This window comes from Rhizobium sp. BK060, from assembly GCF_014193145.1.
Lineage (GTDB): Bacteria > Pseudomonadota > Alphaproteobacteria > Rhizobiales > Rhizobiaceae > Rhizobium.
Window position 1 is genome coordinate 1 of record NZ_JACHYW010000031.1, and the last position, 16,379, is coordinate 16,379.

15 protein-coding genes are annotated in these 16,379 nt (G+C 60.9%); 12 read left to right on the top strand and 3 right to left on the bottom strand.

Annotated features, from left to right (window positions below; genetic code table 11):
- Positions 1 to 625: 625 nt before the first annotated feature.
- Positions 626 to 1,537 carry a GntR family transcriptional regulator gene (locus FHT71_RS25945; RefSeq protein ID WP_007801915.1) on the bottom strand — a complete coding sequence of 304 codons (912 nt, stop codon included), beginning with the start codon at positions 1,535 to 1,537 and terminating at the stop codon, positions 626 to 628.
- A 237-nt stretch (positions 1,538 to 1,774) separates the two neighbouring features.
- Between FHT71_RS25945 and FHT71_RS25950 the strand changes: the two genes are divergently transcribed.
- The 7 genes from FHT71_RS25950 (at position 1,775) to FHT71_RS25980 (ending at position 9,738) form a co-directional block, all read left to right on the top strand.
- Complete coding sequence (locus FHT71_RS25950; RefSeq protein WP_132593402.1) at positions 1,775 to 3,277, top strand: altronate dehydratase family protein; 1,503 nt, start codon at positions 1,775 to 1,777, stop codon at positions 3,275 to 3,277.
- 35 nt (positions 3,278 to 3,312) lie between these two features.
- Positions 3,313 to 4,332 carry an aldo/keto reductase gene (locus FHT71_RS25955; protein ID WP_132593317.1) on the top strand — a complete coding sequence of 340 codons (1,020 nt, stop codon included), beginning with the start codon at positions 3,313 to 3,315 and terminating at the stop codon, positions 4,330 to 4,332.
- Between the two features lie 9 nt (positions 4,333 to 4,341).
- Positions 4,342 to 4,788: an RbsD/FucU domain-containing protein gene (locus tag FHT71_RS25960; protein ID WP_007801920.1), complete on the top strand. Its 447-nt coding sequence runs from the start codon at positions 4,342 to 4,344 to the stop codon at positions 4,786 to 4,788.
- A gap of 206 nt (positions 4,789 to 4,994) precedes the next feature.
- A complete protein-coding gene (locus FHT71_RS25965) occupies positions 4,995 to 5,981 on the top strand; it encodes an ABC transporter substrate-binding protein (RefSeq protein WP_007801922.1) in 987 nt (328 codons plus the stop codon).
- Positions 5,982 to 6,102: 121 nt separating this feature from the next.
- Positions 6,103 to 7,653 carry a sugar ABC transporter ATP-binding protein gene (locus tag FHT71_RS25970; RefSeq protein WP_007801924.1) on the top strand — a complete coding sequence of 517 codons (1,551 nt, stop codon included), beginning with the start codon at positions 6,103 to 6,105 and terminating at the stop codon, positions 7,651 to 7,653.
- Between the two features lie 24 nt (positions 7,654 to 7,677).
- Entirely contained in the window at positions 7,678 to 8,652 is a 975-nt protein-coding gene (locus FHT71_RS25975; protein WP_007801926.1) for an ABC transporter permease, read from the top strand.
- Positions 8,653 to 8,718: 66 nt separating this feature from the next.
- On the top strand, positions 8,719 to 9,738 hold the full coding sequence (locus FHT71_RS25980) for a zinc-binding alcohol dehydrogenase family protein (RefSeq protein ID WP_132593319.1): 1,020 nt from the start codon (positions 8,719 to 8,721) through the stop codon (positions 9,736 to 9,738).
- Here FHT71_RS25980 and FHT71_RS25985 read toward each other — a convergent pair.
- Together FHT71_RS25985 and FHT71_RS25990 are read right to left on the bottom strand one after the other, a co-directional pair.
- Positions 9,735 to 10,457: a copper homeostasis protein CutC gene (locus FHT71_RS25985; RefSeq protein WP_132593321.1), complete on the bottom strand. Its 723-nt coding sequence runs from the start codon at positions 10,455 to 10,457 to the stop codon at positions 9,735 to 9,737. The two genes, FHT71_RS25980 and FHT71_RS25985, sit on opposite strands and share 4 nt — an antisense overlap.
- Before the next feature lie 30 nt (positions 10,458 to 10,487).
- A complete protein-coding gene (locus FHT71_RS25990; protein WP_132593323.1) occupies positions 10,488 to 11,681 on the bottom strand; it encodes a LysR family transcriptional regulator in 1,194 nt (397 codons plus the stop codon).
- 422 nt (positions 11,682 to 12,103) lie between these two features.
- Between FHT71_RS25990 and FHT71_RS25995 the strand changes: the two genes are divergently transcribed.
- The 5 genes from FHT71_RS25995 to FHT71_RS26015 all read left to right on the top strand — a co-directional run bounded on the left by FHT71_RS25995 (position 12,104) and on the right by FHT71_RS26015 (position 16,375).
- Positions 12,104 to 13,012 carry an ABC transporter substrate-binding protein gene (locus FHT71_RS25995; protein WP_132593325.1) on the top strand — a complete coding sequence of 303 codons (909 nt, stop codon included), beginning with the start codon at positions 12,104 to 12,106 and terminating at the stop codon, positions 13,010 to 13,012.
- Positions 13,013 to 13,078: 66 nt separating this feature from the next.
- A complete protein-coding gene (locus tag FHT71_RS26000; protein WP_132593327.1) occupies positions 13,079 to 14,245 on the top strand; it encodes an ABC transporter permease in 1,167 nt (388 codons plus the stop codon).
- Positions 14,242 to 15,186 (top strand): ABC transporter ATP-binding protein, encoded by a 945-nt coding sequence (locus FHT71_RS26005; protein WP_132593329.1) that lies wholly within the window; start codon positions 14,242 to 14,244, stop codon positions 15,184 to 15,186. The genes FHT71_RS26000 and FHT71_RS26005 overlap by 4 nt, the downstream gene beginning before the upstream one ends.
- Positions 15,183 to 15,932 carry an ABC transporter permease gene (locus tag FHT71_RS26010; RefSeq protein ID WP_007801938.1) on the top strand — a complete coding sequence of 250 codons (750 nt, stop codon included), beginning with the start codon at positions 15,183 to 15,185 and terminating at the stop codon, positions 15,930 to 15,932. The genes FHT71_RS26005 and FHT71_RS26010 overlap by 4 nt, the downstream gene beginning before the upstream one ends.
- A gap of 47 nt (positions 15,933 to 15,979) precedes the next feature.
- Complete coding sequence (locus tag FHT71_RS26015) at positions 15,980 to 16,375, top strand: VOC family protein (RefSeq protein ID WP_183722698.1); 396 nt, start codon at positions 15,980 to 15,982, stop codon at positions 16,373 to 16,375.
- Positions 16,376 to 16,379: the final 4 nt, after the last annotated feature.

Sequence of the window (16,379 nt, forward strand, 5' to 3'; positions counted from 1 at the left end):
TCGCGCGAAAGGCCGGACAGATGTCAGCACCCGACTACGCGTACTGCCGCCCGAAACTCTTCTTGCATTCACCGGGGCGTCCACAGATGGAGAATGGTTCAAGAACCGAAGGACAGCATCTGTCCAGCGGAAGGACGAGATTTAGCGGATCGACGAAGAACGTCGATCAAACACAACCGAACCCAAGGAAAAGTCCGCAAATGCGGTAGTTTATCCCTTGTGTTCTTTCATTGGAGAAATGCCATGCTTCTACGAGCGCTTGGAGCGCCCGTTCTAGCAATTGGTCTTGCAACCAGCGCTATGGCGCGATCGAGCGCGCGACCGGCGGCGGAGCAAATACGACCGGCAGCGGCTCGACAACACGCCCGGCCTGAACAACAACACACCTGTATCAACGACAGTAACAATGGCACCGGCACGCTGGATCCAAACGCTGCGAATAACGTCACCACTGCGAACGGACAGTCAGGCTCGTCGGGCGGCAATCCGAATGACCGCCAGCGCCGCGAGTCCAGTGGCACATCCAACCCAACGCCGCCGGTGAGCACCACGATGACCTCGCCTGACACCCAGCAGGCGTGCCGATAGAACTAAACCCGCCTTCGACCGGGTTTTTCCTTTTAGACTAACTCTCTGCCTCAAACTCGTCGGAAGGCGTCAGCGGAATCGATTGCAGCAGAGTCTGCCGCGCCGAGCGCAGATGCAGGCGGCACGCGAAATCAATCGTCGCCTGATCACGTGATTCCAGTGCGGCGATATAATCCAGATGTTCGTAAATGGCGCGTTCGTTGCGCTCACGGGCGAAAGCTTTGTTCCACTGGTAGTGATAGTGAAAGATGATCGCGATCGCATCGTAGAAATCGGCGATGAAGCGGTTCTTCGAGGCTGCGTGGATAAGCAGGTGGAAGCGTTCGTCGAGGGTGGAAAACTCCTTGTAGCGCGTATCGAGATCGCGCAGCATCGCCTGGTGTTGGGCCTTGATGTCCGAGAGCGCGCGCCACGCGTCGCTCTCGGGCGGAAGCTTGCCGAATTCCGCGGCCGAATGCAGCTCGAACATCTCACGCACGTCAGCGAGTTCAAGCGCAAAGTCACGCGTGAACCCCTTGAGGATCCAGTGGCTGTTCGGCCGCTTCTCGATCAGGCCGAACCGCGAAAAGCGGATCAGGAACTCGCGGACGCTGGTGGTGCCGGTGCCGATTTCGCGGGCGAGTTCCAACTCGTTGATCTGCATGCCGGGTGCAGCATCATCCGACAGAATGCGCTGCATAAAGCTGCGCTCGATGATGTCGTGCAGCGAATCCGTCTCTTCCGTCGGGAAGAAATCGGCCTCGGTCGGCTGCCGGAGGACAACCTTCTGGCGCTTGTTCCAGCGAATGATGCCGGCATCGCTGAGCCGTGTCAGGATGGCACGCGCCGTGCTGCGGCTGATGCCGAGCTGGGACGCGATCTCGGGCTCCGACGGTAATGCGGCGTCCGTCCGCAAAGCCGCGGCATAGCGGTTGTACGCTTCCTTGAAGACTGTATTCTGCCGTGCCATACGCGCTCCGCCCTCTTGCCTCGGCAACACGAACGGCCGGCCGCGGAGCGCGGCACGAAGCGTGGCAGAAGCTTATCTCTCAGCAATCCTTATCTTATTTTGGATCGCATGCGGCTGTTTGCCTCCCTCGTCCACAGGATCAATAATCCCGTTGACTTGAAAATGTTTATTGTAGATAAAAAACAAAATCAATGAGCATTCGCCGACGCAGCGAGTGTTTCCCTAGGGAGAAGAATGTTGACCAAGGACCCCTGGATCATCTTGTCTGCCGGCGACAACGTTGCGGTCGCAACGGCGGCGATCCCCTCTGGCGCGACGGTCGCCGGCATCCAGACCCGCGAGAAGATCGATCCCGGCCACAAGATTGCATTGGCCGATATTCCGCTCGGCCAGCCGGTCGTCAAATACGGGCAAGCGATCGGGCGGACGACGGCTGACGTTAGGGCCGGCGACCATATTCACAGCCACAATCTGCATTTCGAGAACGATCGTCTTGCGGCAACGGCCAATTCGGCGCCCGAGGAAGCAAGCGCCGCAGACAGAGCGCGCACGTTCATGGGCTATCGTCGCGCCGACGGCCGCTCGGCGACGCGCAACTACATCGGCATCATTGCCAGCGTGAACTGTTCCACCACGGTCTGTCGGGCGATCGCCGACGAGGCCAACCGGACGATCCTGCCGCATTTCGACGGCATCGACGGTTTCGTGCCGATCGTGCACGATCAAGGTTGCGGCATGAGCTCCACCGGCGACGGCATGGCGGTCCTCCACCGGACACTTGCCGGCTATACCAGGCATGTGAACTTCGGTGGCGTGCTGATGATCGGGCTCGGCTGCGAAGTCAACCAGCTCACGCTCTACGGCCAAAGCGGCGCCGGCAATTCCAAGCGCCATTTCAACATCCAAGATGCCGGTGGCTCGCGCCGTGCGGTTGCGCGCGCCATGGGCATGCTGCGCGAGATTGCTCAGGATGTCGCCAAGGAAAAGCGGGTGCCGCTGCCGATCAGCGATATCATCATCGGCCTGCAGTGCGGTGGCTCGGATGGATTTTCCGGCATCACCGCCAATCCGGCGCTTGGAGTGGCCGCCGACCTGCTGGCGGCTGCCGGCGGCACGGCGATCCTCTCCGAAACATCCGAGATCTATGGCGCGGAGCACCTACTGCGAAGCCGTGCAGTCAACGATGAGGTTGCCCGCAAGCTCGACGATAAGATCGCCTGGTGGGAGAAATATGTGGCGTTGCATGGCGCATCGCTGGATAACAACCCCTCGCCCGGCAACAAGCGTGGCGGCCTGACGACCATTCTAGAAAAATCGCTTGGCGCCGTCGCCAAGGGCGGTCGTTCGCCCTTGACCGCCGTCTATGGCTATGCCGAGCGCGTCAGCGCGCCGGGTCTGGTCTTCATGGATACCCCCGGCTACGATCCGGTTTCGGCAACCGGCCAGGTGGCCGGTGGCGCGAACATGATCGCCTTCACCACCGGCCGCGGCAGCTGCTTCGGCTGCCGCCCGGCGCCTTCGATCAAGCTTTCCAGCAACTCGGCTCTTTATGCCTCGATGGAAGAGGACATGGATATCGACTGCGGCACGATCGCGACAGGCGATGCAACCATTAGCGCGAAGGGCCGCGAGATCTTCGATCTGATCATCGACACAGCGTCGGGCAAGAAGACGAAAAGCGAAGAATTCGGCTACGGCGACAATGAGTTCGTGCCGTGGCATCTCGGAGCGACGCTCTAAACCACACGAAATATCAGGTCTTCGCAGGAGGAAGGATGAAGAGGAGGAGCATCGGCAGGACGGAGCTTGACGTGACCGAAGTGAGCTTCGGTGGCGCGGCTCTCGGCGGCCTGTATCGGACCTGCCCGCGCGAGCAGGCCATGGAGACGCTGGAGGCTGCATGGGACAGCGGCATTCGCTACTTCGATGTCGCGCCATGGTATGGCCTTGGCCTTGCGGAGCGTCGCTTCGGCGATTTCCTGCGTGACAAGCCGGAAAAGGAGTGGGTGCTCTCGACCAAGGTGGGCCGGCTGCTGCGCCCGGTGCCGACGGGGACGGTTCCCGATTATAGCTATGTCGATCCGCTCTGCTTCGATGCCGACTACGACTATTCCTACGACGGCATCATGCGCTCGGTGGAGTTCAGCTACGCCCGTCTCGGCCTGAACCGGATCGATATCCTCTATGTCCACGACATCGGCAGATACACCCATGGTGCGGCCAAGAACGCCATCCTCCAGAAGCAATTCCTGGATAGCGGCATCAAGGCGTTGGAGGAGCTGAAATCCTCCGGAGCGATCAAGGCCTTCGGGCTTGGCGTCAACGAGGTCCCGGTCTGCCTTGACGTGATGCGTAATGCCGATATCGACTGCATCCTGATGGCCGGGCGCTACACCCTGCTCGACCGATCGGCAGTTGCCGAGCTGCTGCCGCTCTGTCGGAAGAAGGGCACATCGCTCGTGGTCGGCGGCGTCTTCAATTCAGGTATCCTTGCAACCGGACCCGTGCCCGGCTCGCATTTCGACTATATGCCGGCGACAGATGACGTGCTCGCCAAGGTCGCGAGCATGGAAAAGATTGCCGTTAAGCACGGTGTGCCACTGGCCGCCCCTGCTCTGCAGTTTCCGCTCCGCGATCCGCTAGTCTCGTCCGTGCTGATCGGCACGGCCAAGGCATCAAGCTTGCAGCGCAACATGGAGCTTTTCGAGCCCACGTTGCCGGACTCCATCTTCCCCGAATTCGACGCTCTGACGCTCGTCGCGCCGCCGCTCGGCGAAGACGCTGTGCGTATTTAAGGACTGGCTATGCTTAAAGGCATCCACCCCATCCTCAATCCCGACCTGCTGCGTGCGATCGCTCGCATGGGACACGGCGACGACATCGTGATTGCCGACGCCAACTTCCCGTCGAGCACGATGGGGCCGGAGGTCATCCGCGCCGACGGCGTCAGCGCGACCGACATGGCCGGGGCCATCCTGACGCATTTTCCGCTTGATACGTTCGTGCCGGAAACGGCGTGGCGCATGGAGGTGGTCGGCGATCCGACTGCCGTGCCCGAAGTTTGTGCCGAATTTCAGGAAATCGTGTCGAGGCGCGCTGGCGACTTCAGGATCGCCTCCCTCGAACGCTTTGCCTTTTATGAGCGCGCTCGCACGGCTGCCTATATCGTGGCAACGACCGAATTCCGGCTCTACGGCAACTTGATTTTGAAGAAAGGCGTCGTTCACCCCCATGAAGTCTATCGCGGTTGACAGAACGTCAGACTGCGGTTGAATAATCGTAAAAACAATCACTTACGGCGAATGAAGAAACGACAATCGAGCCTGCTAAGCTACTTGCAATTTGACTTTCGCTCGGCTAGCTTCTCGTAGTAAATGTTTTTTATCGATAAAAATCGTCCGCCTGCGTTCAGCGGTACGGTTTACCTGGAGGAGAACGCACCTAGGAGGAGAACTACATGCGCATGAAATCCATTCTGTCGCGCCGAGCCTTCACGGCTCTCGCGGGTGCTGCCGTTATCGCCACCGCAATGCCGGTGACGTCGTTCGCAGCTGACGTGACGATCCCGATCATCGTCAAGGACACGACGTCCTTCTACTGGCAGATCGTTCTGGCCGGCGCCCGCGCTGCCGGCAAGGATCTCGGCGTCAACGTGCCGGAACTCGGCGCACAGGCCGAATCCGACATCAACGGCCAGATCAGCATTCTTGAGAACGCCGTTGCCGGCAAGCCGGCTGCAATCGTGATCTCGCCGACGGAGTTCAAGGCGCTCGGCAAGCCGATCGACGAAGCCGCCAAGTCCGTTCCGATCATCGGCATCGACTCGGCCGCGGACTCCCAGGCGTTTAAGTCGTTCCTGACGACCGACAACGTTCAGGGCGGGCGCATCGCAGCCGACGGCCTTGCCGCGGCCATTAAGGAAATGACCGGCAAGGAAGAGGGCGAAGTCGTCATCCTTACCAACCTTCCGGGCGTCGGCTCGCTTGAGCAGCGCCGCGAAGGTTTCCTGGATCAAGTAAAGACGAAGCATCCCGGCCTGAAGGTCATCGCCGACAAATACGGTGATGGCCAGGCGACGACCGGCCTCAACATGATGACCGATCTGATCACGGCCAATCCGAACCTCGTGGGTGTCTTCGCCTCGAACCTGATCCTGGGTCAGGGTGTTGGCCAAGCGATTGCGGAAAACAAGCTCGGCGACAAGATCAAGGTCATCGCCTTCGATAGCGACGACAAGACGGTTGGCTTCCTCAAGGACGGCTCGCTTGCCGGTCTCGTTGTTCAGGATCCCTATCGCATGGGCTATGACGGCGTGAAGACGGCGCTCGCCGTATCCAAGGGCGAGAAGGTCGAAGAGAAGGTCGATACCGGTGCCAACCTGGTCACCAAGGCCAACATGAGCGACCCGAAGATCGACGCTCTGCTGAACCCGAAGATCAAGTAATGATCTGACGATGGCCGCGCGGGAGAAATCCCGCGCGGCCTTTCCTTCACCTGTGTTATCGTCCGCATGAGGAGCGCGGACGGCCGGTGGAGAGTTGGCAATTCGCGAGAAGGAGACGTCCATGAGCCTGGAAGAGGTCAGTCATCGCCACGATGACAGCGCCACGCTGACGGAGGGAAACCGCATTCCGGCGGGCGCCCCAATCCTCGAACTCAAGGGATTGCAAAAGAATTACGGCTACGTTCAGGCGCTGAAGCCGGCGACGATGACGTTTCTGGCCGGCGAGATTCATGCGATTGTAGGTGAGAACGGAGCCGGAAAGTCGACGCTGATCAAGCTGCTGACAGGCGTTATCACCAGAACGGCCGGCGAGATCCTCTGGTGCGGACACCCCGTCGCGCTGGCAACGCCGAACGAGGCGATCGCGCGCGGCATCAACGCCGTCCATCAGGAAGTCGTGCTTTGCCCGCATCTGACGGTCGCGGCCAATCTCTTCCTTGGCGACGAGGTCAATCAATACGGCCTGATGCGCAAGAGAGAGATGGAGAAGATGGCGCAAGCCGTGCTCGACGATCTCGGCTTCGGGCTGCCCGCCGGCGTCCCGCTCGCCGATCTGACGATCGGCCAGCAGCAGCTCGTCGCGACGGCGCGTGCGGCGATGCGCGGCACCCAGTTTCTGATCTTCGACGAACCGACCGCTTACCTTACGCGTCAGGAATCGGCCCAACTTTTCAAGCTGATCCGTCGCCTGCAGGGCGAAGGCGTGACGATCGTCTACATCAGCCACCGCATGGAGGAAGTGTTCGAGCTCGCCGACCGTGTTTCGGTACTTCGCGACGGCACGCATGTCGGCACGCGCGCCATCGGCGAGACGAACGAGGCCGAGCTGATCGCTCTCATGATCAACCGCTCGATCGAGCAGATCTATCATAAGGAAGAGATCCCGATCGGAGAAACGATCCTCGACGTGCGCGGCCTTTCTGGGCCGGGCTTCGAGAACGTGTCGCTCTCGGTCAAGGCCGGGCAGATCGTCGGCCTTTACGGCCTGATCGGTGCGGGGCGAAGCGAATTCGCGCTGGGCCTTTTCGGCCGGGAAAAGACGACGGCCGGTGAGATCCACTGGATGGGCAAGAAGGTCGATATCAACAGCGAACGCACGGCGATGGAGCTCGGGATCGCGCTGGCGCCGGAGAGCCGCCGCGACCAGGGTCTTTGCCTCAACCTACCGATCGGGCTCAACATCAACCTCCCGGTCTTCAAGCGGCTGAGCAAGGGCCCGGTCATCAGCCACAGCGAAGAAACGCAGAATGCCGACCAACAGATCCGTGACCTCGCGATCAAGACGCCCAGCCGGCGCGTTCTGGTTTCGGCCATGTCCGGCGGCAATCAACAGAAAGTCGTCATCGGCAAGTGGCTGAGCTATGGCGCACGGCTCTTCATCTTCGACGAGCCGACCGTGGGCGTCGATGTTGGCACCAAGGCGGAAATCTACCGGCTGTTCGCCAAGCTTCTGAAGCAGGGGGCCGGGATCATTCTGATCTCGTCCTATCTGCCCGAGGTTTATGAGCTTGCGGATAGGCTGCACGTCTTCCGCCGCGGCCAGCTTGTCGCGAGCCACGACTTCCACGCCGCAACACATGAAGAAGTGCTGAGCGAAGCGATCGGCGTCTAAAAGAATAAGAGGGAGAGAGAACCAATGACCGCAACCCCCACCGAGATCGCCGCGCCGCCGCCGCGTCGAAAAGTGAACATCCTTTTCGGCCTGACTCTAATCGGGCTCCTGGCCTTCCTTTGGATCGTTCTCGGCTTCGTGACTGCCAGCTTCTGGACGCCACTGAATATCTCCAACCTCCTGCGCCAAGGCGCAATGACGGCGATTTTGGCTCTTGGCCAGACCTTCGTGATCATCACCGCCGGCATCGACCTTTCGGTCGGAGCGATCGTCGGCTTTACCAGCGTCATCCTTGCCTGGCTGCTGCAGGCGGGCGTGCCGGTCTGGGCGTCTATCCTGATAACGCTGCTGATCGGCGTCGGCATCGGGGTGTTCCATGGCTTCGGCATCGTCAAAATGGGACTGCCGCCTTTCATCATCACGCTGGCAACGCTCACGTCGTTGCGCGGCATCGGGCTTCTGATCACCAACGGCTCGACGATCAACATCGTCAACGAGCCCTTCACGAACTTTGCCCGCGCCGACTTCCTCGGAGTGCCGAGCCTGTTCTGGATGGTCATTCTCGTCGCGGTGCCGTCCTACATCTTCCTGCATCTGAGCCGATGGGGACGCTATCTCTTCGCCGTCGGCTCGAACCGTGAAGCGGCCCGCCTGTCGGGCGTCCGGGTGAACGGCATCATTTACCTCGCCTACATCCTCTCGGCGACGTTCGCTGCCTTCGTCGGCGTTCTGCTTGCCTCGCGTATCGCGATCGGCAACGCCACACAGGCCGACGGATGGGAGCTGCAGGCGATCGCTTCCTCTGTGATCGGCGGCACCAGTCTGTTCGGCGCTGTCGGTTCGGTCCACGGGCCGCTCATCGGCGCCTTCATTCTGGCAACCATCAACAACGGTGCGAACCTGCTCAACGTCAATTCGTTCTGGCAGCGCATCATCACCGGTCTGCTGATCATCGTGATCGTCTACTTCGATCAACTGCGCCGCCGCCGCAACCCGTAAGCAGGCAGCGACATACGGAGCCGGCCCCGAGGCCGGCTTCTTCCATTTCAGGAATGCGAGACCATCATGAAAGCAGTGCTCTGCAAAGAACCCGGTGTCCTCGAACTCGTGGAACGCCCTTCCCCCGGCGCGCCGTCACCCGGCTGGATCCGCCTTGCGGTCAGCCATGTCGGTATCTGTGGCACCGACTACCACATCTTCGAGGGCAAGCATCCATTCCTCGAATATCCACGCGTGATGGGGCACGAGATCTCCGCGACGGTTCTGGAAACAGGCGACGGTGTTGCCATGGCGGTCGGCACGCCCGTCATCGTCAACCCCTATCTTTCGTGTGGCAGCTGCGTTGCCTGCCGCCAGGGCAAGCCGAATTGCTGCACGGACATCAAGGTGTTGGGCGTGCACACGGACGGAGCGTTCTGCGACGAGATTTCGGTGCCGGCCGGCAATCTCTATGCTGCAAAGGGCGTGAGCCTGGAGGCCGCAGCCACCACCGAGTTCCTCGCAATCGGCGCCCATGCGGTCCGCCGTTCCATGGCGCCGGCCGGATCACGCTCACTCGTCATCGGTGCCGGTCCGATCGGGCTGGGCGCCGCGATCTTCTCGCGGATTGCCGGGCATGAGGTCACATTGCTCGACACCAGTCAGGAGCGACTGCAGATGGCTGCTGACCGGTTCAACTTCTCCTCAGGCATCGTTGCCGGCGAAGGTGCCTCCGAAGCTGTCAAAGCGAAGACTGACGGCGATGGTTTTGACGTCGTCTTTGATGCCACCGGCTATGGCCCGTCGATGGAGAAGGCCTTCGGCTTCGTTGCCCATGGCGGCGCGCTTGTGCTCGTCAGCGTCGTCAAGGACGACATCCGTTTCTCCGATCCGGAGTTTCATAAGCGTGAAATGATGGTGATCGGTAGCCGCAACGCGACGCGCGTGGATTTCGAGCATGTCGCAGATTCGATCGCCAAAGGACTCGTGCCCGTCGAGCAGCTGATCACTCACCGCACGACGCTGGCGGACGCGCCGCGTGACCTGGCACGCTGGGCGCACGAAAAGAGCGGCCTGATCAAGGCAGTCATCAAGGTCGGCGCCTAAAGCGCGTCGATCGCCGCCCGCATTTGACGCACTACGTCGGCATCCGTCCGGTTCGTCGTCGCGGCTTCGAAGCCGAAGGCAACCGCCCTTGGATCGATGCTGTCAACCCGTGAGCTGCAGGAGGCGTGAACCTCGCTTGCGCCCGTAACCCTTAGTATGTCGCCCACGTTGCCGGGACGCACGCCGCTGCCGGGCATGATCGAAACGCGGCCGGCGGCCTTGCGGGAGAGACGACCCAGCGTCTCCAAGCCGTCGATCACCTTCGGCACACAGCCGGACGTGAGAACGCGCTCGCAGCCAAGCTCGATCGCCTGTTCCAGCGCTGCATCGGCATCAGGGACGAGATCGAAGGCGCGGTGAAGGGTCGATCCAAGTCCCTCGGCGCGAGCCTTTAACCGGCTGATCAGCGGTACATCCAGTGTACCGTCCAAACGATTGGCGCCGATGACAACCCCGGCGAGGCCGAAGGCGCGCACGGCGTCAATATCGGCCATCATCGCTTCTTCGTCGACCGCATCGAATACGAAGGGCCCGGCATGCGGCCGGATCATCGCATAGACAGGAACAGGTGCGGCGGCCGCAGCCTTCATCAGGCCCGCAACCGGCGTCAGTCCGCCAAGCTCCAGAGCCGAGCAGAGCTCAATGCGGCCGGCACCGCCGGCGATCGCAGCCACAAGGCCCTGCGGGCTGTCTACGCATACTTCCAGCAAAACGGTCACGCTCGAATCTCCTTGTCCGCCGCTGTCTCTTTAAGCGAAGGCGCTCTCCTGCGCGATGGGCGTGGCAATTATTTTGGCGACGGCGTCGATGATCATGGCACTTGCGTCAGCCGAAGCTTTCCGATGGTTGAAGGCGACATGATAGGACATCGGAATGGACTCAGCGAGCTCGACGATCCGAACTTTGTCGGCGATGGGCATGGCGCTGACGCGGCCAAGAAACGAGATGTAGCCGTGATTGGCCACAAGGTCGACGATGACAGGCAGCGAGTCAGCCGCCGTGATATCCCGGTTTCGGTAGCGGCGATTGTTGACGCGCTCGTGGCTGAGCGCCATCGTGGCGTGTCCGAGGCCCGTCCGGGAACTCGGCGTGCAGATCGCGTGACCTTCGACAAGCTCGGCCACTGTCCGCTCGCGGCTCTGCGGCGGCGCGATAAGAACCATGTTCGTCTGCAGCAATTCACGGTGTCGGAAGCGCTCGAGGCCGAAGACGGAGTCGAGAATTGCAACATCGATACGGCCGGCCTTGAGAGCTTCCCGCAAGTCATCCGCGGTCATCAGTACGAGCGAGATCGCGTTCTTGCTGCGGCTGGCATTCCACTCCGCAACCAGCGCGCCAAGGCATCGCGCTACCCAACTTTCCGATCCTGTTGGGATGATCGAACCGATGCGAAGCGCCCGCGCGGTGCGCTGATAGCGCTCGTCGGAGGATGCCTTCAAATCATTCCATCTCTGAGCGATGGCCTGGAAGATGGCATAGACCTGGTGGCCATGCTCGGTTAGCACAGAGCCCTGAGCCTGCCGCTCAAACAGGCGATGACCCAGTGCCTTCTCCAAAGTCGCGATCTGAAGCGAAAGCTGCGGCTGACCAAGCTTCAGCCGCCGCGCCGCACGGTTGATGCTGCCCTGGTCGGCGACCTCGAGAAATCGCTCCATGGTGGCGATCTTGATCGGCAGGCGCGACGGCTTGTCTGTCCCAATCCATTCCGCCAGATCCTCCGCCGACTGCACAATCGGCAGGAGTTTTTCGCGGACGTCGTCGCTGGCAAGCAGCGTCGCAAGCTCGCCGGAACTGCGCTCGGTCAGTTTGAGCGCAAGCTCGGTCTCAAGGCTGCGGACTGCTGTCGAAACCGTCGATACCGCGAGTGAAAGGTTTCGTGCCGTCTCTCTCACCGACCCGGACGAGAGCACGTGATTAGCAACAAACAACGTGCCGAGCTGCAACCGCGTTCTCCGTAACGATATGGAAAATCGAACGATATGATGTGTTCGTTAAAAAAGATATCCCTGCCGGGAAATCGGCCGGCTATCGTTCCTGCCAAGTACAAAACCGGGCGTGGCAGTAGAACCACGGAAAAGAGCACCGGACATCTGCGGAAACGCGTAAGGGAACAAAAACAAATCGCGCCGGCGATAGAAAAGGAAATGCATTTTCGCGCAAGCGTTTGCATTCACCGCCATAATCACGCCGCGACCGCAAAACTGGAGAGGCTTGCATCGATTTTTTCAACGCGAACGCTATTTCCATCACGCACGTATTTCCGGCACGATCGTAGCGGGGCTGCTTTCGCCGGTGATTTTATACGTGGGAGCCCTCCGCCGGGGCTTTCCGCGCAGTCCAACGGTGTAAATCAAGGGGACAATCCATGCTGAAGAAATTCGCTCTTGCCGTTTCGCTCTCCGCTTTTGCGGCAGGCGCGGCCGATGCTGCAGACGTCGTCGTTTCATCGAAGATCGATACTGAGGGCACGCTGCTCGGCAACGTCATCGTGCTGGCGCTCAACGCAAACGGCATCAAGACGCAGGACCGCGTCGCGCTCGGTACGACGCCGGTTCTTCGCAAGGCGATCACTGCCGGCGAAATCGATATCTATCCGGAATACACAGGTAACGCCGGCTTCTTCTTCAACAAGGCCGACGACCCGGCCTGGAAAAATCTTCTTCAGGGCTACGACCTCGCGAAGAAGCTCGACTACGACGCCAACAAGATCGTCTGGCTGACGCCTTCTCCGGCGAACAACACCTGGGCGCTCGCCGTGCGCAATGATGTTGCCGGCCCGAACAACCTGAAGACCATGTCGGATTTCGGAAAATGGGTCGCCGGCGGCGGGGCTGCCAAGCTGGTCGCTTCCGCCGAGTTCATCAATTCGGCCGGCGCGCTTCCGGCATTCCAGACGACCTACGGCTTCACGCTGAAGCCGGATCAGGAAATCGTTCTTTCGGGCGGTGACACGGCCGCGACCATCAAGGCCGCAGCCGACCAGACGAACGGCGCCAACACGGCCATGGTCTACGGCACGGACGGTGCGATCCAAGCCGCCGAACTGACCGTTCTCGAGGACGACAAGAACGTGCAGCAGGTCTATGCGCCGACCGCGATCATCCGTGAAGAAGTGCTAAAGGCAAACCCGAAGATCGAAGAAGTCCTCGCACCAATCTTCAAGAGCCTGAGCGCGGATGAACTGCGCAAGCTGAACGGCAAGATCCAAGTCGATGGCGAACCGGCGAAATCCGTTGCCGAAGGCTACCTGAAGGAAAAAGGCTTCCTGAAGTAATCTCGTCGCCCGATGCTCCGCCCGCCGCGGGCGGAGCATCGTTTCTGACCGGACAGGGATGGATCGATGGAAGAAACCTTAGCGGTCCGCAAGCTGGACCGGCTCGGCGCGGTGTTGGTGACGGCCGGCATCGTCGCAACTGCGCTCCTGCCTTTCATCTATGTGAAGGCAAACCGCATCGCCGCCGGAAAGCCCATGCTGCTGACGCAGCTTCTGAACCAGCCGTCCGCCATCATCCTGACAATCCTCCTAATCGTCACCGCACTGGCCGTTCTGTTTCTGCAGAACGCGCTGCTGCGGCTGGTGATCGCGACCCTCTGCTTTGCGGCGCTGCTTGCGACGATCGGGCTTGCGGCCGCGGTATTCACACCACCGAACAGCAATGCCGCACGCATGACGCCTGGCGGCGGATTCTGGGTGCTGTTCGCGGTCATCGGGCTCATCATCTCGGACGCGCTCGTCAAGATCAGGCTTACTCCGTGGATGCGGATTGCAGCCCTTGCTGCTTACACCGGCCTGCTCGGAATCTTCCTCACGTCGGGTCTGCTCGACAATCTCTCGATCATGAAGGAATTCGCGACCCGATCCGCGCAATTCTGGACCGAGGCGCTGGCCCATCTGCTGCTCGCATTCGGCTCGCTGGCGACCGCGATCGTCATCGGCCTGCCGCTCGGCATCCTGTGTTTCTGGGTTCCGAAGCTGCGTGCCGCAGTGCTACAGGGTCTCAGCCTGATCCAGACAATCCCGAGCCTTGCGCTTTTCGGTATTCTGATGCTGCCGCTCGGCTATCTCGCGACCCATGTGCCGGCGGCTGCCTCGATCGGCATTCGCGGCATCGGTGCTGCGCCAGCGCTGATCGCGCTCATCCTTTATTCGCTGCTGCCGATCGTCGCCAACACGGTCGTCGGTCTGCAGGGTGTTGATCCCTCGGTCCGCGACGCCGCGGCGGGGATGGGCTTGACGCGCCGCCAGATCCTCACTGGCATCGACCTGCCGCTGGCCTTTCCCGTCATCCTGACAGGCATTCGCATCGTCCTCGTTCAGGCGATCGGTCTGGTGACGGTGGCAGCGCTGATCGGCGGTGGCGGCTTCGGCATCTTCATCTTCCAGGGGCTTGGCCAGACAGCCATGGATCTCGTTCTGCTCGGCGCCGTGCCGACCGTTTTCTTCGCCTTTTCTTCGGCCGTCATCCTCGATGCGGTCATCGACAGCATACGGGGATCCGCTGCATGAGCATGATCGAGATCAGGAACGTTACCAAGCGCTACGGAGCGGCAACCGTCGTCGACAATGTCTCGATGGATGTCGAGAAGGGCTCGATCACCGTCATCGTCGGTACGTCGGGCTCGGGCAAATCGACACTGATGCGGATGATCAACCGTCTCGTGCCGATCACCGCGGGTGAGATCTTCGTTGGCGGGCAGAACATCATGGATGTGCCAGTGACGGAACTGCGCCGCAAGATCGGCTACGCGATCCAGGGCCACGGCCTCTTTCCTCATCGGACGGTCGCACAGAACATCGCGACGGTGCCGCAGCTTCTCGGCTGGGACACGGTAAAAATCAAAGCCCGCGTCGAGGAACTGCTCGGCCTCTTCAACCTCGATCCGGCGACCTTCGCCGAGAAATATCCGCATCAGCTCTCGGGCGGCCAGCAGCAGCGCGTCGGCGTTGCGCGTGCGCTGGCGGCGGAACCGGAACTGCTATTGATGGACGAGCCGTTCGGCGCGCTCGATCCTGTCATCCGCGGCAAGGCGCAAGACGATCTCCTCGCGATCCAGAAGCAGTTCGGTACGACCGTCGTCCTCGTGACGCACGATATGGACGAGGCCTTCCACCTCGGCAACCAGATCGCCGTGATGAGCGTCGGCAAGCTGCTGCAATGCTCGACCCCGGAAAAGATCCTGACCGAGCCGGCCGATCCCTTCGTGCAGCAATTGACCGGCACCTCCGACCGGGCACTGAAACTGATGTCGCTGCTGCCACTGAAGGAGAGCATGGAGCCGGCGAAGTCAGGCCTGGCTTACACATTACCAGAATCGCTCAGCCTGCGCGACGCGCTGGCCGAGATGATCTGGCAAGGCGTCGACGAAGCCGCCGTTCAGGATGGCGACAGGGCGCCTATCGGCTCGATCTCGATAACGCGGCTGCTCGAACTGGGCCGTAAGGCATGAAACACGTCTTCGCGAACCTCTTCCGCGTCGTCGCACTGCTGTTGCTGCTGATCCTCCTGTTCAGGACGGAGTGGCTGTCGTTCCTGCTCGTGCCGTTGACGAGTAACAATGCGCCGGCCGTCTACACGCAAAACAGTCTTCCGCAGCTTGCCGCTTCGCATCTCTTTCTTGTGGCGATCTCGATCGCGGGCAGCGCCGTTCTTGCGATCCTCGGCGGCATTTTCGTCACCCGCAAGAGCGGCGAAGACTTCCTGCCGTTGTCGCGGGCGATTGCCAATGCCGGCCAGACCTTTCCGCCGGTCGCGGTGCTCGCTTTGGCCGTGCCAGCAACCGGCTTCGGTGCCGGTCCGACGTTGATCGCCCTCTTTCTCTATGGCCTGCTGCCGATCTTCGAGAACACCGTCTCCGGCCTGAAGCAGGTCTCCCCCTCCGTGCTTGATGCCGCCGATGGCATGGGCATGAATGGCAGACAGCGGCTCTTTCAGGTGGAACTGCCGCTTGCTCTGCCGCTGATCCTCGAGGGCTTGAAGGTTGCGACCGTCATCAACATCGGCACCGCGACGATCGGCTCGACGGTGGCGGCCAAGGGCCTTGGCGAAGTCATCATCGCCGGGCTGATTTCCGACAATACCGCCTTCATCCTGCAAGGTGGTCTGATCGTCGGCCTAATGGCAGTGCTGATCTATGATGCGATGGGGCTTGTCGAAAACGCCATCACGCAAAGAATTGGCTTGCGCCCGGCCTGAGGCGGCGGCTACCAAGGCTGCCGTGATATCGGCAACGGGAGGCAGCCTTGGCCAAGATGATTCATTCCATGATCCGCGTTCTCGACGAGGCGCGCTCGGTCGAGTTCTACGGCAAGGGTTTCGGCCTCAAAGTCGCCGATCGCATCGACTTCGATACCTTCACCCTGATCTACATGAGCAACGACGAAACCGGCTTCGAGCTGGAGCTGACGGTCAACAAGGGGCGCACTGAACCCTATGATCTCGGCAATGGCTATGGGCATCTTGCCCTCTCTGTCCAGGAAGTGAAGATCGAGCATAAGCGCCTGATGGAAGCGGGCCTGAACCCTGGCAAGATCGTCGAACTCAATCGCGACGGCAAACTGCTGGCGCTGTTCTTCTTCGTTACCGATCCCGACGGCTACAAGATCGAAATCCTGCAACGCCACGGCCGTTATCTCTAAAAGT